The sequence below is a fragment of the Hoeflea sp. genome (assembly GCF_984452065.1).
In genome coordinates, this window is sequence record NZ_CFHWAF010000075.1 from 1,343 (window position 1) to 22,387 (window position 21,045).

At 62.9% G+C, this 21,045-nt stretch carries 18 protein-coding genes, 1 tRNA gene, 2 pseudogenes and 1 riboswitch; of the genes and pseudogenes, 10 read left to right on the forward strand and 11 right to left on the reverse strand.

What is annotated here, in order from left to right; translation table 11 throughout:
* From AC5E6N_RS14880 to AC5E6N_RS14900, 5 genes are all read right to left on the reverse strand, one after another.
* Nucleotides 1-344, reverse strand: a 344-nt coding sequence (locus AC5E6N_RS14880; RefSeq protein ID WP_491748543.1) for an amino acid kinase family protein, incomplete at its 3' end; no start/stop codon positions are given.
* Nucleotides 344-1,387: a GTPase ObgE gene (obgE, locus tag AC5E6N_RS14885; RefSeq protein WP_491748544.1), complete on the reverse strand. Its 1,044-nt coding sequence runs from the start codon at nt 1,385-1,387 to the stop codon at nt 344-346. The genes obgE and AC5E6N_RS14880, both read right to left, overlap by 1 nt.
* Before the next feature lie 159 nt (nt 1,388-1,546).
* Nucleotides 1,547-2,146 carry a GNAT family N-acetyltransferase gene (locus AC5E6N_RS14890; RefSeq protein ID WP_491748545.1) on the reverse strand — a complete coding sequence of 200 codons (600 nt, stop codon included), beginning with the start codon at nt 2,144-2,146 and terminating at the stop codon, nt 1,547-1,549.
* Nucleotides 2,147-2,258: 112 nt separating this feature from the next.
* The gene (rpmA, locus tag AC5E6N_RS14895; RefSeq protein ID WP_491691836.1) at nt 2,259-2,528 is read right to left on the reverse strand and encodes a 50S ribosomal protein L27; all 270 of its coding nucleotides are present in this window, start codon (nt 2,526-2,528) and stop codon (nt 2,259-2,261) included.
* Nucleotides 2,529-2,554: 26 nt separating this feature from the next.
* A complete protein-coding gene (locus AC5E6N_RS14900; RefSeq protein ID WP_491748546.1) occupies nt 2,555-3,250 on the reverse strand; it encodes a 50S ribosomal protein L21 in 696 nt (231 codons plus the stop codon).
* Nucleotides 3,251-3,657: 407 nt separating this feature from the next.
* Here AC5E6N_RS14900 and AC5E6N_RS14905 point away from each other — a divergent pair.
* The 3 genes from AC5E6N_RS14905 (at nt 3,658) to AC5E6N_RS14915 (ending at nt 5,852) form a co-directional block, all read left to right on the forward strand.
* Nucleotides 3,658-3,747 (forward strand) — tRNA-Ser (locus AC5E6N_RS14905).
* Nucleotides 3,748-3,993: 246 nt separating this feature from the next.
* Entirely contained in the window at nt 3,994-5,199 is a 1,206-nt protein-coding gene (locus tag AC5E6N_RS14910) for a GTP-binding protein (protein ID WP_491748557.1), read from the forward strand.
* Nucleotides 5,196-5,852: a DUF1826 domain-containing protein gene (locus AC5E6N_RS14915; protein WP_491748547.1), complete on the forward strand. Its 657-nt coding sequence runs from the start codon at nt 5,196-5,198 to the stop codon at nt 5,850-5,852. The genes AC5E6N_RS14910 and AC5E6N_RS14915 overlap by 4 nt, the downstream gene beginning before the upstream one ends.
* Nucleotides 5,853-5,882: 30 nt before the next feature.
* Here AC5E6N_RS14915 and AC5E6N_RS14920 read toward each other — a convergent pair whose 3' ends face one another.
* Complete coding sequence (locus AC5E6N_RS14920; protein WP_491689525.1) at nt 5,883-6,344, reverse strand: Rrf2 family transcriptional regulator; 462 nt, start codon at nt 6,342-6,344, stop codon at nt 5,883-5,885.
* Between the two features lie 128 nt (nt 6,345-6,472).
* Between AC5E6N_RS14920 and AC5E6N_RS14925 the strand changes: the two genes are divergently transcribed.
* From AC5E6N_RS14925 to AC5E6N_RS14935, 3 genes are read left to right on the forward strand one after another with little or no spacing between them, the layout of a single operon-like run.
* Nucleotides 6,473-7,384: an NAD(P)/FAD-dependent oxidoreductase gene (locus AC5E6N_RS14925; protein WP_491748548.1), complete on the forward strand. Its 912-nt coding sequence runs from the start codon at nt 6,473-6,475 to the stop codon at nt 7,382-7,384.
* Between the two features lie 3 nt (nt 7,385-7,387).
* Nucleotides 7,388-8,026 (forward strand): SAM-dependent methyltransferase, encoded by a 639-nt coding sequence (locus tag AC5E6N_RS14930; RefSeq protein WP_491748549.1) that lies wholly within the window; start codon nt 7,388-7,390, stop codon nt 8,024-8,026.
* Entirely contained in the window at nt 8,023-8,361 is a 339-nt protein-coding gene (locus AC5E6N_RS14935) for a class I SAM-dependent methyltransferase (protein ID WP_491748550.1), read from the forward strand. Before AC5E6N_RS14930 ends, AC5E6N_RS14935 begins: the two co-directional genes overlap by 4 nt.
* Nucleotides 8,362-8,385: 24 nt before the next feature.
* Here AC5E6N_RS14935 and AC5E6N_RS14940 read toward each other — a convergent pair whose 3' ends face one another.
* The 4 genes from AC5E6N_RS14940 to AC5E6N_RS14955 all read right to left on the reverse strand — a co-directional run bounded on the left by AC5E6N_RS14940 (nt 8,386) and on the right by AC5E6N_RS14955 (nt 10,434).
* A complete protein-coding gene (locus tag AC5E6N_RS14940) occupies nt 8,386-9,006 on the reverse strand; it encodes an ATP-dependent Clp protease proteolytic subunit (protein ID WP_491748551.1) in 621 nt (206 codons plus the stop codon).
* A gap of 51 nt (nt 9,007-9,057) precedes the next feature.
* Nucleotides 9,058-9,402, reverse strand: coding sequence for an SRPBCC family protein (locus tag AC5E6N_RS14945; RefSeq protein ID WP_491748552.1), 345 nt, complete (start codon nt 9,400-9,402; stop codon nt 9,058-9,060).
* Complete coding sequence (locus AC5E6N_RS14950) at nt 9,402-9,713, reverse strand: ArsR/SmtB family transcription factor (protein ID WP_491689519.1); 312 nt, start codon at nt 9,711-9,713, stop codon at nt 9,402-9,404. Before AC5E6N_RS14950 ends, AC5E6N_RS14945 begins: the two co-directional genes overlap by 1 nt.
* 82 nt (nt 9,714-9,795) lie before the next feature.
* Nucleotides 9,796-10,434 carry a TetR/AcrR family transcriptional regulator gene (locus AC5E6N_RS14955; protein WP_491748553.1) on the reverse strand — a complete coding sequence of 213 codons (639 nt, stop codon included), beginning with the start codon at nt 10,432-10,434 and terminating at the stop codon, nt 9,796-9,798.
* Between the two features lie 132 nt (nt 10,435-10,566).
* Here AC5E6N_RS14955 and AC5E6N_RS14960 point away from each other — a divergent pair, with 132 nt between their 5' ends.
* The 3 genes and pseudogenes from AC5E6N_RS14960 to AC5E6N_RS14970 form a co-directional block, all read left to right on the forward strand.
* Nucleotides 10,567-12,180 carry a trimethylamine methyltransferase family protein gene (locus AC5E6N_RS14960; protein WP_491748554.1) on the forward strand — a complete coding sequence of 538 codons (1,614 nt, stop codon included), beginning with the start codon at nt 10,567-10,569 and terminating at the stop codon, nt 12,178-12,180.
* Nucleotides 12,181-12,205: 25 nt separating this feature from the next.
* On the forward strand, nt 12,206-14,251 hold the full coding sequence (locus tag AC5E6N_RS14965; protein WP_491748555.1) for an oxidoreductase: 2,046 nt from the start codon (nt 12,206-12,208) through the stop codon (nt 14,249-14,251).
* Nucleotides 14,248-14,463: pseudogene (locus AC5E6N_RS14970) on the forward strand (oxidoreductase); the annotation flags it as partial. The gene AC5E6N_RS14965 and the pseudogene AC5E6N_RS14970, both read left to right, overlap by 4 nt.
* Nucleotides 14,464-14,575: 112 nt before the next feature.
* Here AC5E6N_RS14970 and thiD read toward each other — a convergent pair.
* Nucleotides 14,576-15,394, reverse strand: a complete 819-nt coding sequence (thiD, locus tag AC5E6N_RS14975) for a bifunctional hydroxymethylpyrimidine kinase/phosphomethylpyrimidine kinase (protein ID WP_491748556.1) — start codon at nt 15,392-15,394, stop codon at nt 14,576-14,578.
* A riboswitch (TPP riboswitch) is annotated at nt 15,390-15,479 on the reverse strand. (Overlaps the previous gene by 5 nt.)
* 113 nt (nt 15,480-15,592) lie before the next feature.
* Between thiD and AC5E6N_RS14980 the strand changes: the two are divergent.
* A pseudogene (locus AC5E6N_RS14980) lies at nt 15,593-21,045 on the forward strand (MG2 domain-containing protein); the annotation flags it as partial.

Consider the following 21,045-nt stretch of genomic DNA (forward strand, 5'->3'; position numbering starts at 1 on the left):
AGTGTCAGCAGGATCTGGCCGGCGACGAGGCCCTGTCGCGACAGCGCGTCGGACCAGGCCCTGGCAAGGGCGATCTGGCCGATGGAGGCGACGGCCTGGCTTTCCTCGAGCTTCAGGCTGCCGCCGGCATGGCCGAGACTGGTTCCCTGCATGACGGTGCGGCCGAGGGCGATGGAGCCCGACGAGACGATGATGACGTCGCAGCCGGCTTTCCTCAGCGCCGCGATATCAAGGCAGAGCGTTTCGACCCAATGGTTCCGCAGCCCGTCCTTGCGGTCGACCAGCAGGGCGGAGCCGATCTTTATGGCGATGCGGCGGTAGCTCTTGAGGCGGGTGCTGTGCATCACGTGCTCCAGTCCCGCGACCCTTCGGCGGCGCTTTTTTCCCGCCCGGCGTTCCTGTCCTTGTCGATGACGGCCGCCAGCGTCCGCAGTGCCGCCGTCATGCCCTGGCCCGAAACGGCGGACAGGACCAGGGGCGCGCGCCCGCAGGCGCTCTCAAGCTCGCCCGCGAGCGCTGCCTGCAATTCATCGTCAAGCGTGTCGGCCTGCGACAGGGCGACGATCTCCGGCTTTTCGCCAAGTCCGTGGCCATAGGCCTCGAGTTCGCCGCGCACGGTCCGGTAGGCGTCCGCGACATCCGTTTCCTGCGCCGACACCAGATGGAGGAGGACCCGTGTGCGTTCGACATGGCCGAGGAAGCGGTCACCGATGCCGGACCCCTGATGGGCGCCTTCGATGAGCCCGGGAATGTCGGCAATGATGAATTCCGCGCCGTCGACGCTGGCGACACCGAGATTGGGGTGGAGTGTGGTGAACGGATAGTCGGCGATCTTCGGACGGGCGCGGGTGACGCTGGACAGGAAGGTGGATTTTCCGGCGTTGGGGAGGCCGACGAGCCCGGCATCGGCAATCAGTTTCAGCTGCAGCCAGACGGTTTTTTCAATGCCGGGCAGGCCGGGATTGGCGTGGCGCGGCGCCTGGTTGGTGGAGGATTTGAAGTGGGCGTTGCCGAAGCCGCCATTGCCGCCGGCGGCAAGGCGGAAGCGCTGGCCCTCGTCGACAAGGTCGCAGATCAGGGTCTCGTTGTCCTCCTCGAAAATCTGCGTGCCGACGGGCACTTTCATGACCTTGTCCGGGCCGGCGGCCCCGGTGCGGTTGCGGCCCATGCCGTGCATGCCGGTCTTGGCCTTGAAATGCTGCTGATAGCGATAGTCGATCAGCGTGTTGAGGCCGTGGACGGCCTCGGCCCAGACATCGCCGCCGCGGCCGCCATCGCCGCCGTCCGGCCCGCCGAACTCGATATATTTCTCGCGGCGGAACGAGACCGAGCCCGCGCCGCCGTCGCCTGAGCGGATATAGACCTTTGCCTGGTCGAGAAACTTCATCTGTCAGCTATCCGCCTGCCATCGCGTTGGTTTTGTCGGCCATACGGATAATGCCCGCCTGGCTGGAGGTCAAAGGCAATCGTCGCAATCGGCATTCGCTCATGTTTTGACCCGTTCTTGAAAAAGACAGGCCCGCGGCGTTCACCGCGGGCCATCGTTTCATGCAGCCGCCCAGCTGCGCAGGGAAATCCACGTCTTGCGGTCCAGGCGGTACCATTCGACGGGAACCGCGCTGCCGAGCGCCAGCGATTTTGCCATTCCCGTTCCCTGGAACTGAAAACCGCATTTGTGGATCACCCGCCGCGAGGCGAGGTTGGTGACGCGGCAGCGCACGTCGATGCAATCGATGCTGCGGGTGCGGAACGCCATGTCGATGACCGCGTGGGCGGCCTCGGTGGCATAGCCGTTGCCCCAATGGGGCTCGCCGATCCAGTAGCCTAATTCAAGCGTCGCCGGATCGTCCTGCGGCTCGATCCCGCAGCACCCCAGAAAGCGCCCGTCATCGGCATTCGTCACCGCATAGATGCACTTGCCAATCGCGCCTGTCTTGGAGCGGCGGATAAAATCCGCAGCGTCCTTGCGGGTGTAGGGATGCGGCATGCGCGACACCATCGTTGCGACCCGGGCATTGTTGGCGAGACAGGTAAGGGCATCCGTGTCCTCGATATGCGGGGTGCGCAAGACGAGCCTTTCGGTGACGAGGACAGGGCAGCCCCCTCGTTCGTTGTGGCTCTCGTCGTCCTGACTGTCCGTTTCCATTTTCAGTCCTCCAGTTGCAAATGAAAAGGGGAGACGGTGTCCCATCTCCCCTGACAACTGTTGGCCTGAAATGTTTCAGCCGGGTCGATGAGACGCCGGCTGTCCCCACCGGCTATTCCGCTGCTTGCGCAAGCGGCATTACGGACACGTAGCAGCGGCCGTTGGCTTTTGTTCGGAACACCACATTGCCTTCGACTGTCGCGAAGATCGTGTGATCCTTGCCGAGGCCGACGCCCTGTCCCGGGTGCCATTTCGTGCCGCGCTGGCGCACGATAATGTTGCCCGGAATCACGGCTTCGCCGCCGAATTTCTTCACGCCGAGGCGTTTGGATTCCGAATCGCGTCCGTTGCGCGACGAACCGCCAGCTTTCTTGTGTGCCATTGGTCTACTCCTTTACCCCGAACCCGTTACTTCGCTTCGTCGGCCAGGGCCTTGGCCTGACCGATCCAGTCGTCGCGCTCGATGCGGCCCTTGAAGTTCAGGGCCTCGTCGAGCTTGGCGATGTCATCCTTCGAAAAAGCCGCGATCTGCGCATACTGCGTCACGCCGAAGGCATGCAGCTTCTTCTCAAGGACCGGACCGACGCCCGATATCTTCTTCAGATCGTCCGCGTCGCCCTTGGGTGCCGAGAAGATCGCGGCCGGCTCTTCCTTGGCGGCTTTCGCCTTGGGTGCGGCCTTGGGCTTCTCGGCGGCCTTCGCCTTGTCTTCCGCCTTCGCCTTCGGAGCCGTTTCGGTCTTCTTGGCTTCGGCTTTCTTCGGGGCGGCCGCCTTCTTCTTCGGCTTGGCGCCACCCGTCAGGATTTCCGAGATGCGGATCGTGGTCTCCTGCTGACGATGACCGCGGGTCCGCTTGGAGTTCTGGCGGCGGCGCTTCTTGAAGGCGATCACCTTGCGGGCCCGACCCTGCTCGACAACCTCGGCGGTGACCAGCGCACCGTCCACAAAGGGCTTGCCGATGGTTGCATCGGCGCCTTCGCCGACCATCAGAACTTCCGTAAACTCAACCATGTCACCGGCATTGCCGGCGAGCTTCTCGACCTTCAACAGGTCGTCGGCGGCGACAGTGTACTGCTTTCCGCCGGTTTTGATGACTGCGAACATTTTTGTGCCTTTCGCCGTTCGGTCCGGCTTGCATCGGTCGCCCGCGCAGCCGTCTTTTTATCAGTCGTTTGCAAGCTGTCGCCAAACCACGCCGAGGGTCGTAACCGCGACCTTCAGATGCCATTTGGCGGGTTTTCCCGGAGCTGTGTTGTGTGAACCTCGGTTCCACAAAAACAGATGGCGCAAGTCGCCTTACGCCATGGATGATTGCGGGATACGGGAAAGCACTTGCCAAGTCAAGGCGCGGGCGCCGTTTTTTCGCCTCGCCGAAGGTTCGATTTTCACACTGTGTCCGCTTTGCCGCAGCCGGCATGCCGATGCGTCTCATCGAGGATGAAAACGCCCTTGTCTTGCGCCGCCCGAATGGGTAAGACAGCGCCCGCATATGATTGTGCCGATCACGACGCGGAGAGGTGGCTGAGTGGTTGAAAGCACCGCATTCGAAATGCGGCATACGGGCAACCGTATCGGGGGTTCGAATCCCTTCCTCTCCGCCATTCGCCGACTGTCCATACCGGTCACATGGTTTACACCAGCTCTGGTTCGAAGCGGTTTGGTGCCGGTTCGACGCGGCCCTCATTGGCATGAGATGGACTGTCCGTGAGGTCAGGGTCTTTCCGCATCGCTGACAATCGGTGCATGGTTCACAAGTATTCTAAAAAAGACTTGCCATAGGAACGACGATCAAGCTAGTTACTGTAACGTAATAACATTACTTGGCTGGAGATTGACCTTTGACCGATATGCGACTGCCTGTAACCGTGTTATCCGGCTTTCTTGGTGCCGGAAAAACCACATTGCTCAACGAGGTGCTGAACAACCGCGAGGGGCTTCGCGTCGCCGTCATCGTCAATGACATGTCCGAGGTCAATATCGATGCGGATCTGGTGCGGGCCGGCGGCGCCGAGTTGAGCAAGACCGACGAAACGCTGGTTGAAATGTCAAACGGGTGTATCTGCTGCACCCTGCGGGACGATTTGCTGATGGAAGTCCGGCGGCTCGCCGAAGAGCGCAAGTTCGATTATCTGCTGATTGAATCGACCGGCATTTCCGAACCTCTGCCCGTGGCGGCCACCTTCGATTTCAGGGATCAGGAGGGACACAGCCTCTCTGATGTCGCGCGTCTGGACACGATGGTGACGGTGGTGGACGCGGTCAATCTCCTGAAGGACTATTCAAGCCATGATTTTCTGAGCGACCGCGGCGAAACCCTCGGGGACGAGGACAAACGCACGCTTGTTCATCTCCTGACGGACCAGATCGAATTCGCCGATATCGTCGTTCTCAACAAGGTCAGCACGGCTGAGCCGGGACAGGTGGACGCGGCCCGCAAGATCATCCGCAGCCTGAACGCGGACGCGAAGATCATCGAAACCGACTATTCCAGGATCGCTGCAAAGGACATTCTGAATACCGGGCTGTTCGACTTTGAAAAGGCCCATGAGCATCCCCATTGGGCCAAGGAGCTCTACGGTTTTGCGGATCATGTCCCGGAAACAGAGGAATACGGCGTTGCCTCCTATGTGTACCGGGCGCGCCGGCCATTCGATCCGCAGAAAATCCACGCCTTCCTGAACGCTCCACTGCCCGGGGTCATTCGTGCCAAGGGGCACTTCTGGCTTGCCACCCGGCCGGACTGGGTTGCCGAATTTTCCCTGGCCGGCGCCTTGTCCAGCGTCAGCCCCATCGGCACATGGTGGGCTTCGGTGCCGCGCGGCCGCTGGCCTGACGACGATCGTTTCCGGTCCTACATCAAGAGCCTTTGGGTCGACCCGTTCGGGGACCGGCGCCAGGAACTCGTGTTCATCGGCTCCGGCATCGACTGGCCGGCCGTCAAGAACGGGCTGGACAACTGCCTGATCGGGCAGGACGCCGGAGACGATCTGACGGCATTCGCACAACTGCCCGACCCGTTCTCGCCATGGCACAGGGGAGAACAGGCGGCATGAGCCGCTTGCTCGCCGGTCACGGCCACGATCATGCGGAAGCGAAACGGCCGGTCGGCCGGCGGCGGCAAGCGCAGGATGTTGTCATCGGCCGTGAGGCCGAGATCCTTGCCGATGTCGCCGCTCCGGGTGTGGCTGCCGCGATCTGGCAAAGACATCCCGATGCGTCTTTCCAGACCTGGCTCGACCGCCTTCCGGCCGAACGACTCCCAAGTCTGCGCATCACGGTGCCCGTCCAGCTTGCGGAAAAGGCCGTCCAAACCGCGTGCAGCATCGCAAAGATGCCGCCGGGACGGGAACGGACAATGCTTGCCGGCGATGTCGGAGCGCTGGCTCTGATTTACGGCCGGGTGATGAAAACCGGCCGTGTCCGAATACGGCTCGACGTTTCGAACGGGGTCATGTGTCCGCAGTTTCATCTCGACAATGTGCCCGCCCGCCTGCTTTGTACCTATCGCGGGCCGGGAACCCAATATGTTCCGGAGGTTCACCGGGAGAATTCCGACCGGATCAGAACGATGAACACCGGCGCGGTGGGGCTGTTTCGAGGCGCACAATGGAATTCCGATGAGCGCTCTTGTCTCCTTCACCGTTCGCCGGCTGCGCAACCGGATTGCGGACCGCGTCTGCTCCTGGTCATGGACACGGCAAGCTGAACACGCTGCCGATAGCGGCCGTGGGCTGTATCAGGCGCAGCTCCTGGAGGCCATTGCACCCGGTTTGCGGTCCCCGAGACGCTGCTCGAAGTCGTTTGCCAGATCCGCAACGGTGATCGCCGCAAAGCGGTTCTTCAGAAGGGCCTCCGCCTCGCTCAGGGCTTGCGCCATGCGCGCGTCGACCGCCTGTTCGACAAGGCATTCGGGTTGTTCGCTATCGGGGCCGATATTGAAGAGGGGCGGCTCGCCGATCGCCGTGTAAATGTCGAGGAGCGTGATTTCGGCGAGGCTTTTGGTCAGTGTCCAGCCGCCGCCATGACCTTTTTCCGATTTGACAAGACCTCTTTCCCGCAGGCCGGACATCATGCGGCGCACGACGACCGGATTGGTTCCGAGCATTCTGGAGATCTGCTCCGACGTCGGCTGCCGCACATGCCTGTCCATATGGATCAGGACGTGCAGGATGCGGGACATTCGGCTGTCACGGGGCATGATGTTTTCCTCCGGCTCCTCCGTTACAGTTTAGCGCCGCGGGTTCCATGTAACAATCAGTGTTTTTTGAGTTGACTCCGTACAGGATTTTCATGTAACTCTGAATGATACGAAATCAGGAGGCGCGTATGCGTTTTGATGTCCTCATTGTCGGAGGAAGCCTTGCCGGTCAGGCGGCAGCGCTGCAGCTTGCACGCGCAAGGCGGCGCGTTCTGGTTCTGGATGCGGGCCGGCCACGCAACCGCTTTGCGCGTTCGTCGCACGGGTTTCTTGGCCAGGACGGGATGCCGCCCGCAGATATGATCTCCACATTCTCAGGGCAGCTGGGCCGGTATGAAACGGTCGTGCGGAAAAGCGGCGAGGCCGTCGATGTTTCCGTCACCGATGGGTTTTTTCGGATCGCGCAGGACGACGGCGCGGAGGTCTTCGGGCGTCGGCTGATCCTCGCCAGCGGCCTTCGCGACAGGCTGCCGTCCATTCCTGGCCTTGAGGAACGCTGGGGCGTCAGCGTCCTCCATTGCCCCTACTGCCACGGCTACGAGTTGAACCAGGGTCCGGTCGGTGTTCTGGGCGAGGGTGAACTGGCCTTTCACCAGGCGATGCTCGTTCCGGACTGGGGTCCGACCACCCTGTTCATCCAAGGTCCGATGACACTCACGGAGGATCAGGTAAGCGCACTCACCGACAGAGGAGTGACCATCGAAAGAACCCCCGTTGCGGAACTCCTCGGAAACGGCCCGGCGCTTGAAGCCGTCCGTCTGGCCGATGACAGGACGGTTCAGTTGGCCGGTTTGTTCCTGGCACCGAAAACCGAAATTGCAGGGAACCTCGCCACCGGCCTCGGCTGCGCCCTGGAGAATGGCCCGACCGGTCCGTTCATTGCGGTGGACGGCCGTCAGCAAACATCGGTGCCGGGGGTCTTTGCGGCAGGCGATGTGGCGGCGCTCATGTCGAACGCAACGCTGTCGGCGGCGAGCGGCGTAAAAGCGGCTGCGGCCGCCCATCATTCCCTCATCTTCGGTGCAGCGGAGGCCGCGTAGATCATGTCACAGGGCGTCAGGGCATCCGGCAAGACCGCCGAAGAATTCTGGGAAGACATCTACCGTAACGCCTCGCCGAAATCCCGCGGCCGGCCGGGCATTGTTCTGGAGCGGTTCGCGAAGGCTCTGTCGCCCGGACACGCTCTCGACATGGGCTGCGCCAAGGGAGACGATGCGGTCTGGCTGGCGCGGTGCGGGTGGACGGTCGTCGCGGCCGACATCTCGTCAACCGGTCTCGGATATGCCGCCGACAATGCCCGCAGGGCGGGCGTGTCGGATCGCATTTCATTCGAACGGCACGATCTTGCCAAGAGCTTTCCGGACGGACGCTTCGATCTTGTGCTGGCGAGTTTTTTCCATTCCCCGACCGCGCTCCCGCGGGCGGACATTTTCAGGCGCGGCGCCGCATCGATCGTCTCGGGCGGCCATCTTCTGATCGTCGAGCACGGATCCCGCGCGCCCTGGTCCTGGGCTGCGCCCGATACGCAATATCCGACGGCGGAAGAAGCGTTCCTGAAGCTCGGTTTCGAACCGGAAACCTTCGAGGCCGTTTATATCGACTCCGTCGAACGCGTCTGGCGCGGCCCCGGCGGCCAGGAAGCGAGCGTGCGCGACAATGTCATTTTCCTGCGCCGTTTTTGAAGTGCGATCATGAACCGGCGGGGCGCTTCCTGCGCATCACGCGCATCGATGCGGTTTACGATCGCGCAGCCCTCATCGCGCTTCCGCCCCGGTCAAGGAACAGATATGCGCGGCACCTGTTTGACCTGGCCGGTGGCGCCCGTCAGTTGCTGATCACCCTCGACTATGACCAGACGCAAATGGACGGGCCCCCGTTTTCAGTGCCCGAAGAAGAAATCGGTGTGCTTTACGGTGACCGGTATCGTTACGAATTGCTGGCCAGCCGGGAAATCACCGGGCCGCTCTCACAGCGATGCAGCGGCAATGAGAATGCGTGGCTGCTCGAGCCTTCTTGATACAGCCTTTCTCCGTCCGGGCATCTATGCGTCCGCGGCGCTGTTTTCCTCCCTCGGCCCCCTGACGATACGGTCGATCAGGCCCCAGTCGAGGGCCTCTTCCGCCGTCATGAAGTGGTCCCGGTCGAGCGCGCGTTCGGCGTCCTCATAGGTGCGGCCGCAGCGTTCGGCGTAAAGCCGTGTGATGCGCTTCTTGGTGTTCTGGATTTCCTCGGCATGAATGGCAATGTCCGACGCCTGGCCCTGATAGCCGCCGGAAGGCTGGTGGATGAGCATATTGGCGTTCGGAAGCGCGGCGCGCTGACCCGGCTCGCCCGCCATCAGCAGGAAAGATCCCATGGATCGGGCGGTGCCCATGCATAATGTATGCACCGGCGCGCGGATGTGATGCATGGTGTCGAACATCGCGAAACCGCTGGTCACGATGCCGCCGGGAGAGTTGATGTAAAGGTTGATCGGCTTCTTCGGGTTTTCCGATTCCAGATAGAGGAGTTGGGCGCATACGAGTGCGGAGACGGCATCATTCACCTCGCCGTTGAGAAAGATGATGCGCTCGCGCAGCAGGCGTGAATAAATGTCGAAGGACCGTTCTCCGATACTGGATTGTTCAACGACCATGGGGACGAGTTGCATCGCTTCGCGCATCGGCGAACTCCAATCTTCACATTGTGTTTTAAGAAGACCCTGTCGGCCGCCTCAGGCGGCAAGCATCAGCGGTTGACCGTTGCCGTTCGCGGCTTGCGGCCTTCGCGCAGGCTGCCGGTCAGCGATCTCGTGGATGATCCTCAGCGCGGTCCCGCCGGACTGATTGGGCGCGATCTGGAAGGTCACGACGCTTTCAAGGAACGGCGGTTCGTCATCGCGCATCCTGTAGCTGACTTCCTCTCCCGGCTTCGCCGACACGATCTGTGAGGAATCCGGGCCGGCGTCGGCGAACCATTGTGTCCTGTATTCATCCAGGCTGATGGCGCGCCAGACCTTTTCCGGTTCGGCGTCAAGGTCGTATTCCTGCACCAGCTTTTCGGTCTCGGGCTTTTTCATCAGTCCATGTCCTTCAGCAAATCCTTCAATGCATCGACGCGGGCGGGCCAGTAATTGCGGTATTTCCGCAGCCAGCGGGCGATGTGGGCCAAGCCTTCCGGGTCGACCTCATACATGACGAACCGGCCCTGGCGCTCCTCGCGCACCAGCCTTGCCGCACGCAGCACGGACAGGTGCTGGGACATGGCCGGCTGGCTGATCGCCATGCCCTCGCGCAGCGCACTCGCATTGCTGCCGCCGCTTGCCAGTTTCTCAAAGATGGCCCGGCGCGTGGGATCGCCCAGCGCCTTGAAGATATCGTTCTCGATCATGCCAATACATAAGCGCAAACTTATGTGATTCGCAAGTGGTATGATGACGGATCCGGAAAATGCCGGTCTGAACGACAGGATCCTACGTTGCGATCAGGTCGCGGTGCCGGTCCATGAAGCGGTCAATCTCCGCCTTGCTCGGGGAGGTTCCGGTATAGGTCTCGATATAGGCAGGCATGCGATTGACACGGGTAATCAGAGGTTCCTCGACCATCATCGAGATATAGCCGATCTGCGTATAGTAGATCGTGTGTGAGCGCACATCGGCCTGAGCCCCGGTGTAGCCATACCGTGTGAACATGCCGCTGATCGCCCTTATGCGGTCGCGGTCGGTGTTTTCGAGCCGCGTCTTCAATTCCGGCGCCGCCTGGGCCCAGTTGCGGATGGCGAAATCCAGCCGCGCATCGAAGAGGTTTTGATCGATCCAGCAATCGAAGAGGTTGAACACCGCCTCGGTTATGGTCGCCGCATATCGCTCGCAGCGGTCGATCAGGTTTCCGGTGTTCTTTTGTTCCCAGCGCCGCACGAGGGCCGCCAGAAGGGCGTCCCGGTCTTCGAAATGCCAATAGAAGCTTGTGCGCGAAAGGCCGAGCGCCTTGGCCAGCGGCATGATCTTGACCGCGTCCACGCCGGAGCGGATCAGCATGTCGTAGGCGGCATCCAGCCAGAGGTCTTCCGATCCCCGCCAGCCTCTCGTTTTATGCGCAACAATGTCATCCATGGCGGCCTGATAACATCCGGTGGCGCCTTAAGGCAAATAAATCGACACTCATGTACATAATATTGACACATATGTCGATTTTTGTTTCCATCATTATCGAGGTCGAGAGGCGTCATCGGGAGGAAGCGGCACATGCCACAGGCGGAAGGGTCTTTGCAAAAAGGCTTGGACGGCGGGCAGGCCGCTCGCAGATCACGCGGATCCGGCAACAGGAGCCGCCTGTCGCGACGGGCGGCGCGGGCGAGTGGCCCAGGACAGAACACGCATCTGGCCGTGCCTTTCATCACGCGCAAGGTTCCGCCGCAGGACCTCCTGTCGGAAGATGCGCTGGTCAAAATCGAGAACGCGGCCGACCGTATCCTGGCCGAAATAGGTATCGAATTCCGCGAGGACAGCGAGACGGTCGAATTATTCCGGGCTGCCGGCGGAACGGTATCGTCCGTTAGTGCCGACGCCTGGAACATCCGCTTCGAGCCGGGCATGATCCGCGAGATCCTGAAGACCGCGCCGCCGCGTTTCACCCAGCATGCACGCAATCCGCTGAACTCGGTCGACATCGGGGGCGACGCGGTTGTGCTCGCACCGGCCTACGGTTCGCCCTTTGTCATGGACCTCGATCAAGGGCGGCGTTACGGCACGATCGAGGATTTCCGCAATTTCATCAAGCTCGCCCAGTCGAGCCCCTGGCTGCATCATTCCGGCGGCACGATCTGCGAGCCCACCGATATTCCCGTCAACAAGCGTCACCTCGATATGGTCTATGCCCATATGCGCTATTCGGACCGGGCGTTTTTAGGGTCGGTCACCGCGCCGGAGCGCGCTGCCGACAGTGTCGAGATGTGCCGCATTCTCTTCGGCGCCGACTTTGTCGATGCACACTGCGTCATCATGGGCAATTTCAATGCGACGTCGCCGCTCGTCTGGGACGGCGTGTCGACCGAGGGCATCCGCACCTATGCGGCCGCCGGCCAGGGCAGCATTCACGTCCCGTTTCTGCTCGGCGGCGCCGTCTCGCCGGTCACCATGGCCGGCATGGTTGCGCAGGGCCTTGCCGAATCGATGGTCGGCTGCGCGCTCACCCAGCTTGTCAGGCCCGGCGCGCCGGCCATCCTCGCTTCGTTCCTTGCATCCATGTCGTTGCGGTCCGGCAGCCCGACCTTCGGCACGCCGGAACCGGCGCTCGGCAGTCTCGTCATGGGACAACTGGCGCGGCGCCTGGACCTGCCGCTGCGCTGCGCCGGCAATTTCTCGACCTCGAAACTGCCCGATGCCCAGGCGATGACGCAATCGGTCCTGTCGATGATGTCGGCCATTCAGTGCGGCGCCCATTACATCCTGCATTCCGCCGGGTTCCTCGACGGGCTGCTGTCGATGTCCTACGAGAAATTCGTTCTCGATACCGATCTTTGCGCCGCGCTCCACGGCTATCTGGCAGGCCTGACGGTGGATGAGGACACGCTTGGTATCGAAGCGCTCGCGGAAGGCGGTCCCGGCAAACATCTTTTCAGCACGGCGCACACGCTGCGGCATTATGAGACCGCCTATTGGGACAGCGCCCTCAATGACGATCAGCCGTTCGAGACCTGGTTCGAACAGGGTGAGGAAAATGCCATGGCGCGGGCCAACCGGTCATGGAAACAGACGCTGGAAACCTATCAGGCGCCGCCGATCGACGAGGCGGTGGACGATGCCCTGAAAGACTTCATCGCCGCCCGCAAATCCTCGATGGAAGACCGTTGGTATTGATGGCGGCAAGCAGGGAAAGCAATAGATGATATCCGACCCCTTGTTGCAGCCCTATCAGCTCAAGCATCTGACGCTGAAAAATCGGGTGATGATCACCAGCCATGAACCGGCCTATCCCGAGGACGGCATGCCGAAGGAGCGATACCGGGCCTATCACGAGGAGCGGGCGCGGGCCGGTGTCGCCCTGACCATGACCGCCGGATCGGCGGCGGTCTCGAAGGACAGCCCGCCGGTGTTCAACAATGTCCTTGCCTATAAGGACGAGGTCGTGCCGTGGATCCGGGACCTCACCGATGCCTGTCACGATCACGGCTGCGCGGTGATGATCCAGCTCACCCATCTCGGCCGCCGAACGGGGTGGAACAAGGGCGACTGGCTGCCGTCGGTCTCGTCTTCGCGGCACCGCGAGCCGGCGCATCGCGCCTTTCCCAAGCTGATCGAGGACTGGGACATCAAGCGCATCATCGGCGACTTTGCCGATGCCGCCGAACGCATGAATGCCGGCGGCATGGACGGGATTGAACTGCAGGTCTACGGCCATCTGCTCGACCAGTTCTGGTCGCCGCTGTCCAATGATCTCGACGGTCCCTACGGCGCCGACACGCTGGAAAACCGCCTGCGCTTTCCGCTGGATGTGCTGGCGGCCGTGCGCGCGCGGGTCGGTGACGATTTCATCGTCGGTTTCCGCTATACGGCTGACGAGACGCAGACGGGCGGCATCACAGCCGAAGAAGGCATCGAGATTTCAAAAAGGCTCGCGGCGACGGGCCAGGTTGATTTCCTCAATGTGATCCGCGGCCGCATTCATACCGATCCGGCGATGACCGATGTCATCCCGGTGCAGGGCATGCGCAACGCGCCGCATCTGGATTTTGCCGGCGCGGTCAGGAAGGCGACCGGCATGCCGGTGTTCCATGCCGCCAAAATTCCCGATATCGCCACGGCACGGCATGCGATATCCTCGGGGCTTCTCGACATGGTCGGCATGACGCGCGCGCATATCGCCGATCCGCATCTGGTGAAGAAGGTCATGGAAGGCCGCGAGGACGATATCCGCCCCTGCGTCGGCGCCACCTATTGTCTCGACCGGATCTATCAGGCCGGCGAGGCGCTGTGCATGCACAATGCGGCAACCGGCCGCGAACTGACCATGCCGCACGAGATCGCGCAAGCCGAGACGAAACGAAAGATCGTTATCGTCGGTGCCGGACCGGGCGGACTGGAAGCGGCCCGCGTGGCCGCCGAGCGCGGTCATGACGTGGTCGTTTTCGAAGCCGCGCCGGACCCCGGCGGCCAGGTCCGGCTGACCGCGCAATCGCCAAGGCGGCGGGAGATGATCTCGATCATCGACTGGCGCATGAGCCAGTGCACCGCGCGGGGCGTGGTGTTTCATTTCAACAGCTGGGCGCAGACCGATGACATCACCGCGGAAGACCCGGACGTCGTGATCATCGCCACCGGCGGCATGCCCAACACGCGGCTTTTCGAACAGTCGGACGAGCAGGAAAACGTGGTGACGAGCTGGGACATCATTTCCGGCGACGTCAAGCCCGCAGGCACGGTGCTGATTTACGACGAAAGCGGCGATCATCCGGGGCTTCAGGCTGCCGAAATCGCGGCCGTCGCGGGATCGAAGGTGGAAGTCATGACGCCCGACCGCGTCTTTGCTCCCGACATCATGGGCATGAACCTCGTGCCCTATATGCGCGCCCTGCAGGACAAGGATGTGACATTCACGGTGGCCCGCCGGCTGCTGGATGTGCGGCGCGACGGCAACAAGCTGGCCGCCCTGATCGGAACGGATTATTCCGACCATAGGCTTGAAGCGCGCTACGATCAGGTGGTGCTCAACTACGGCACGCTGCCGCTGGATGAGCTCTATTTCGAACTCAAATCGATGAGTTCGAACCTTGGTGCCGTCGACTATGACGCGCTGATCGAGGGGCGGCCGCAGGATTTGCAGCGCAACGGCGAGGGCGCATTTCTGCTTTTCCGGATCGGCGATGCGGTGTCGGCCCGCAACACCCATGCCGCGATCTACGACGCCCTGCGGCTGGTGAAGGACCTTTGAGCGCCTTCCGGCATATCTTCAGGCCGGCGCAGCTGCGCCACAAAACGTTGCGCAACCGCGTCGTCTTCGGCGCGCATACCACCAATATGGCGCAGGACGGCTATCCCGGGCCGCAGCACACCGAGTATTATCGCGAGCGGGCGATCGGCGGGGCCGGGATGATCGTGGTCGAGCCGGTTCCGGTGCATGCGGCAGCGGTACTGACACGGGGATTACAATGTCCATATTCCGGGACTGTCCAAGTCGGCTCTCGTTAAAAAACCGTCGCGACGGGATCGATGTCGACGATGATATGATCGAACGTCTTCGCGCGCTTGCCGCGGGCTAAATATTTGATCCCATGGTCTGCAGCCAGCCGTGAAAAACCGGGCCATGGCCGTGGCCGACGCTCAGTGTGTGGCCGTGCCTGATGGCACCGCGCAGATAGGCCCTTGCCGTGCATACCGCTTCAAACAGGGTCCCGCATCCGGGCAGACGCGTTGCGATCGCGGATGAAAGCGTGCAGCCGGTTCCGTGGGTGTTTGGCGTGTCGATCCGTTCGTCCTCGAACCAGTACGGGCGTTTGCCCGTCTCGGCCAGAACATCGCGGCACATGGGTCCCTTCAGATGCCCGCCCTTCAGCAAGACGGATCGCGGGCCGAGCGTGTGAAGCCGCTGTGCGGCGTCCGCCATATCGAGATGGTTTTTCGGAGCGCTGCATCCCAGAAGTTCACCGGCCTCCGGAATATTCGGCGTCAGAATATCGGCCATCGGCACAAGCTCGGTCTTCAGGGCGTTGATGGCGTCGGGTGCGATCAGCCGCGCACCGCTTGTCGCGACACAGACCGGATCGAGCACCACCGGCACATCTTCGAGATGACGCAGGCATCCGGCGACCGTGCGAATGATTTCGGCATTTGCCAGCATGCCGATCTTCACCGCGTCGATACGGACATCCTCGGCGACGGTCATGATCTGCCGTTCGACGAATTGTGCCGGAACCTCGTGAATGCCGGTGACGCCCTTGGTGTTCTGGGCCGTCAGCGCCGTGATGACGGCCATGCCGTAACCGCCGTTTGCCTGGATGGTCTTCAGATCGGCCTGGATGCCGGCGCCGCCGGACGGGTCGGAACCGGCAATGGCCAGAATATTCGCAACAGTCACGGGCGGCTCAACTCCCTTCGCCGGCATTATCCGAATCAGGTTCAACGGGTTTGATCTCAGCCTTTCGGCACCCCGGTTCCCCGCACTCCACCCCGGCATTGCCGCTATGTCAAGCAACCACTGCTTTATTGTCCCGCTGTCTTGAAATTTTCGCAGTTTCCTGCGTTGCTTGCACAGCATCCGTGATGGGAGAATGAGATGTTGAAGCCCCTTGGAACCATTGCTGTTCTTGTTGCCGGCCTGGCTGCCGCGTCAACGGCGCTGGCGGCGGAAACGCGCCGCATCGAGACGGTCGACAATGCCGACTATTACGGGTTCGATCTGCGGGCCGAGAAGGACGTCACGCTGGACGAATGCAAGTCCATCTGCCTCTCCGACGGGGATTGCCGCGCCTTTACCTTCAACACCAGGGCATAATGGTGTTTCCTGAAATCCGATTTCAACCTGCTCGAGCCGTTTGAGGGCGCGGTGGCGGGCAGGATTGTCACGGGTCCGGACGGAGCCGATATCGGCGCACCGCCGGACCTTTCCTTTCTCGGTCGGGGCCTTTTCACGGAGGCCGCTCAGAAAAGATCCGAACTCACTGCCCGCCGCTATTCCGAGATCGGCCTTGCCTCAGCGGTGGCCGCCGGACGGAACGCACTGGCGGACGGCAATCCGGCTGCGGCAGTCGAATCATTCGGCGTTGCCATCAGCATCGATCCGGACGATGTCGATTTGTGGTTGAACCTTTCCCATGCCGCGCTGAACACCCTCTACGCCGGAAGCCGGAACGATTATTCGCTGCAGCGCACCGCGACCTCGGCGGCGCTGAATGCCTATGAACTTTCGCGCAACGCCCCGCAGCGCGCGCAGGCGCTCGATCTTCTGGCCAGGGCGCTGGAAGTGCGCCAGCAGTTCCGGCCCGCGCTGGAGGCCTACAAGGAGAGCCTTGCACTGGTGGATTCGCCGCGCGTGCGGGCCGATTTTCAGGATCTTCGGTCCAGAAAGGGTTTTCGTGTCGTTGAACATACGGTCGATGCCGACAGCGCCACCGCGCGCCTTTGCGTCCGGTTTTCCGATCCGCTCATGCCGGCTGGCGTCGACTATGCGTCCTATGTGAGCCTGGACGGGCGCGCGGGACGCGACGTGACCGCCAAGGGCCAGGAGATCTGCGTCGGCGGTCTCGATCACGGCAAGACCTACCGGTTGACGCTGAGGTCCGGCTTGCCGGCGGAAATCGGCGAGATCCTTGAAGCGCCGGTGACGATCAGCGCCTATGTCCGCGACCGCGCGCCGAGCGTGCGTTTCGACGGCGACCGTTTTGTGCTTCCGGGCGCCGGGCGCAAGGGCGTTCCCGTCGTCAGCATCAATACGGATGCGGTGGAGCTTGAACTCTATCGCATCGGCGACCGGTCCCTGGCGCCTGTCATGGCCAGGTCGCGGTTCCTGCGCCAGCTCGATGCCTATGATGCCGACACGATCCGCCAGGAACTGGGTGAGAAGGTCTGGCAGGGATCGCTGGAGACCGGAAACGAGCTTAACCGCGAGACCGTGACCAGCTTTCCGGTGGACGAGGCGCTGCCGGAACGCAGACCGGGCGTCTATGTCATCATGGCGCGTGTCGCCGGCGAGCGGCTGGACAATTGGCAAAGCCGGGCCACGCAATGGCTGGTCGTGTCCGATATCGGTCTTTCGACCTTCTCGGGAAGCGACGGGCTGCATGTCTTCGCCCGTTCGCTGGATACGGCTCAATCGCTTGCGGATGCGGAGCTGACCCTCATCGCCCGCAACAATGAAATATTGGGGCGCGCGGCGACGGACAGCGACGGGCGCGCTCATTTTGCCGCCGGGCTGATGCGCGGCAAGGCCGGGCTGGAGCCGGCGGTCCTGACGGTTCGAGGCGGGGACGGCGATTTTGTCTTCCTTGATTTGTCGCGCGCCGGTTTCGATTTGTCCGACCGCGGCGTATCGGGCCGGGCCGCGCCGGGACCGCTCGACGTCTATGCGTGGCTCGACCGGGGCATTTACCGTGCCGGCGAAACGGTTCATCTGTCGGCGCTGTTGCGTGACGATGCGGCGCTCGCGGTCGCCAACCTGCCGCTGACCTTCACCATCGTGCGGCCCGACGGCAAGGAGGAGCGGCGCGTCGTGCGAACCGGCGGACCGGTGGGCGGCTATCAGTTCGACCTCGATCTGCCCGCCAACGCCATGCAGGGCGCATGGACGATCCGTTCGCTTGCCGGAACCGGCGGTGCGGCGCTGAGCGAAACCCGGTTTCTGGTCGAGGATTTCCGTCCCGACCGGATCGCCGTGGACATCGTTTTGCCGAAGACCCCGCTTGCGGTCGGTGAAATCGAGAAAGCGGAAATCGACGGGCGTTTCCTTTACGGCGCACCGGCGGCCGGGCTGTCGGCCGATGCCGAACTGAAGCTCAAATCGGTGCGCACCCGGCCCGCCTTTCCGGGCTATGTTTTTGGTCTGGCGGACGAGGCCGCGGTCGAGACACAGCTTGATCTCGCAAGTGTCCAGGTGCTCGACGCAAAGGGCAAGAGCACGGTGGACCTCTTCCTGCGGATCCTGCCGGCGACAACCCATCCGCTCGAAGCCGACCTGACGGTTCGGCTGCGCGAGGGCGGTGGCCGCGCGGTTGAGAAGACCGGTACGATGCGGGTGCGGCCCGAAACCATGATGATCGGCGTCAAGCCGGGTTTCCAGGGCGGCCAGGTGGGCGAGAACGCAACGGCCAGCTTCCAGGTGATTGCCGCCGCACCGGACGGGGCGGTGCTGGCGGACGACAGTCTCAAATGGTCGCTGTTGCAGATCGAGCGTGACTATCAATGGTATCGCGAGGGCAATAGCTGGCGCTACGAACCGGTCGAGTATACGAAGCAGATCCGCGACGGCGTGGTGTCGTCACGTCCTGAAACGCCGGGCGAGATCGACGTGGCCGTCGACTGGGGGCGCTACAGGCTGGTTGTCGAAACGGACAGGCAGGGCGGTCCGGCGACAAGCGTCGATTTCGATTCCGGCTGGCATGTCAGCACAGCCTCCACCGAATCGCCCGACGGGCTCGAAGTGGCGCTTGACCGTGAGCGCTACAGCGCCGGCGGGACGGCGAAGCTGAAGATCACACCGCGGTTTGCCGGCGAGGCCCTGATCACGGTTTCGAATGAACGGCTGCATGATGCCTTCACCGTGACGGTCCCGGCCGAGGGCACGGTGGTCGATATTCCGGTCAAGGACGGCTGGGGCGCCGGCGCCTATGTGACGGCGACGCTGATCATGCCGGGCGACCGGGCCGAAAGCCGCCTGCCGGCCCGCGCGGTCGGGGTCAAGTGGCTGGCGGTCGATCCCGGAGAGCGGGCGCTTGCCGTCTCGCTCGATTTGCCGGAAAAGATACAGCCGAATACGCGGCTCGATATACCGGTTACGGTGACGGGCGCCGGCAAGAAGGCACGGATCACGCTGGCCGCCGTCGATGTCGGTATTCTCAACCTGACCGCCTATCGGGCACCCGAGCCGCAAGACTGGTATTTCGGTCAGCGGCGCATGGGGGTTGAACTGCGTGACCTCTACGGCCGGCTGATCGACGGATCGCAGGGCGTGACCGGACGGTTGCGGACAGGCGGCGACGGGCCGGGCATGGCGATCAAGGGCAGTCCGCCACGCGAGAAGCTGGTGGCGCTTTTTTCCGGCATTGTCGAGACCGATGCCGATGGAAAGGCGACGGTTTCATTCGATATTCCGCAGTTCAACGGCACGCTGAAACTGATGGCCGTTGCCTGGACCGAGGAGGGCGTCGGGCAGGCACAGAAGGATCTCATCGTCCGCGACCCGGTTGTCGTTACCGCCAGCCTGCCGCAGTTCCTGGCGCCCGGTGACAGGTCGCTCCTGCGTTTCGACATCGCCAATACCGACGGGCCGAACGGGGCCTATTCCGTATCGCTCGATGCGGGTGCGGCCCTGTCAATTTCGCCGGCGGATGTGCCCGACACAATAAGTCTTGCAAAGGGTGCGAAAAGGACTTTGGTGGTCGGCGTCAATGCGGGTAAGCCGTCACAGGCCGAGGTTGCGCTGCGCCTGGTCGGGTCCGACGGCACGGCGGTCGAGAACCGGCAGAGCATCAATGTCCGGCCGGCGACGCTCCCGGTGACGACGCGGCTTGAGCTGCCGCTTGCCGCCAATGGCGGGTCGGCCCTGGTGGATGCGGAGCTCTTTGCCGCGAACTATCTTGACGGTGCACGTGTGAGTGTCGGCGTTTCGCGATCGGATTTCGATGTGCCGGGGCTGCTGATGTCGCTCGACCGGTATCCCTATGGCTGCGCCGAGCAGACGACGAGTCGGGCATTGCCGCTTCTTTATCTCAGCGAGCTCGACGCAGCGGCGTCGCTGATCGGCGAAGCCGGTCTGCGGGGCAGGATCCAGGACTCCATCGCCCTGGTCCTGTCCTATCAGTCGGCCAGCGGCAGTTTCGGCCTGTGGGGACCGGGCGGCGGCGATCTGTGGCTCGACGCCTATGTGACCGATTTCCTGACCCGCGCGCTTGAGCGTGATTACACGGTGCCGCAGCAGTCGATGCGTATTGCGCTCGACAATCTGCAGAGCGTGCTCTCATACACCAACAGCGTCGCCGACGACGGCGACGGTATCGCCTATGCGCTCTACGTTCTGGCGCGCAACAAGCGGGCCTCGGCGGGCGACCTGCGCTACTACGCCGATGCTCAGCTCGACGGGTTCCGCACGCCGATGGCGCGCGCGCAGATCGCGGCGGCCCTGGCGCTCTACGGCGATGTCGAACGGGCACAGCGGGCCTTTGCGTCCGCCTACCGGCTCGCGGACGGCGGCGCATCGGGCGATTTGCGGCGCACCGATTACGGCTCGCCGCTGCGCGACGATGCGGCATTGCTTGCCCTGGCCGGCGAGAGCCGCCCCGCTTCGCCGCTGTTCGGCGATATGGTGCGGCTTGTTTCGAGCCGGCAGGCGCAAACGCCGGCGCGGACCACACAGGAGCAGGCCTGGATGCTGCTGGCGGCCCGGGCGGTACAGGACCGGGAGAACACGCTTCGGCTGGAGCTCAACGGCGAGACCGTTGACGGTGCGCTGAGCCGCACGGTGAGCGGCGCCTCCCTCATGTCCTCTCCGCTTCGGCTGCGCAACAACGGAGCGGAGGCTTTGACCGCGATTGTCACGACGGTGGCGGCACCGGTCCAGCCGCCGCAGGCCGGTGGACAGGGCTTTACCATCTCCCGCAGCTATTACGATATGGGCGGCAAGGAGATATCAATCGAAACGATCGGGCAGAACAGCCGTTTTGTCGTGGTCCTGACCGTCGAGCAGACCACCGATCTGCCGGCGCAGATCGTGATCACCGACCTTCTGCCGGCGGGTGTCGAGATCGACAATCCGCGCATCGTTCAAAGCGCGGCGCTTTCGGCATTCTCATGGCTTGGCGACACGGCGCCGGCCCATACCGAGTTTCACAGCGATCGCTTCGCGGCGGCGTTCCAGACCAACGGCTCGAACACCGGGCCGATCCGCGTTGCCTATGTGGCGCGTGCCGCGATCCCCGGAACCTACGCGCTGCCGGCGGCCCAGGGGGAAGATATGTACCGGCCTGAAGTTGTCGCCCGCACGGGTGCCCGGTGGATGACCGTGCGCGGCGCGGACCA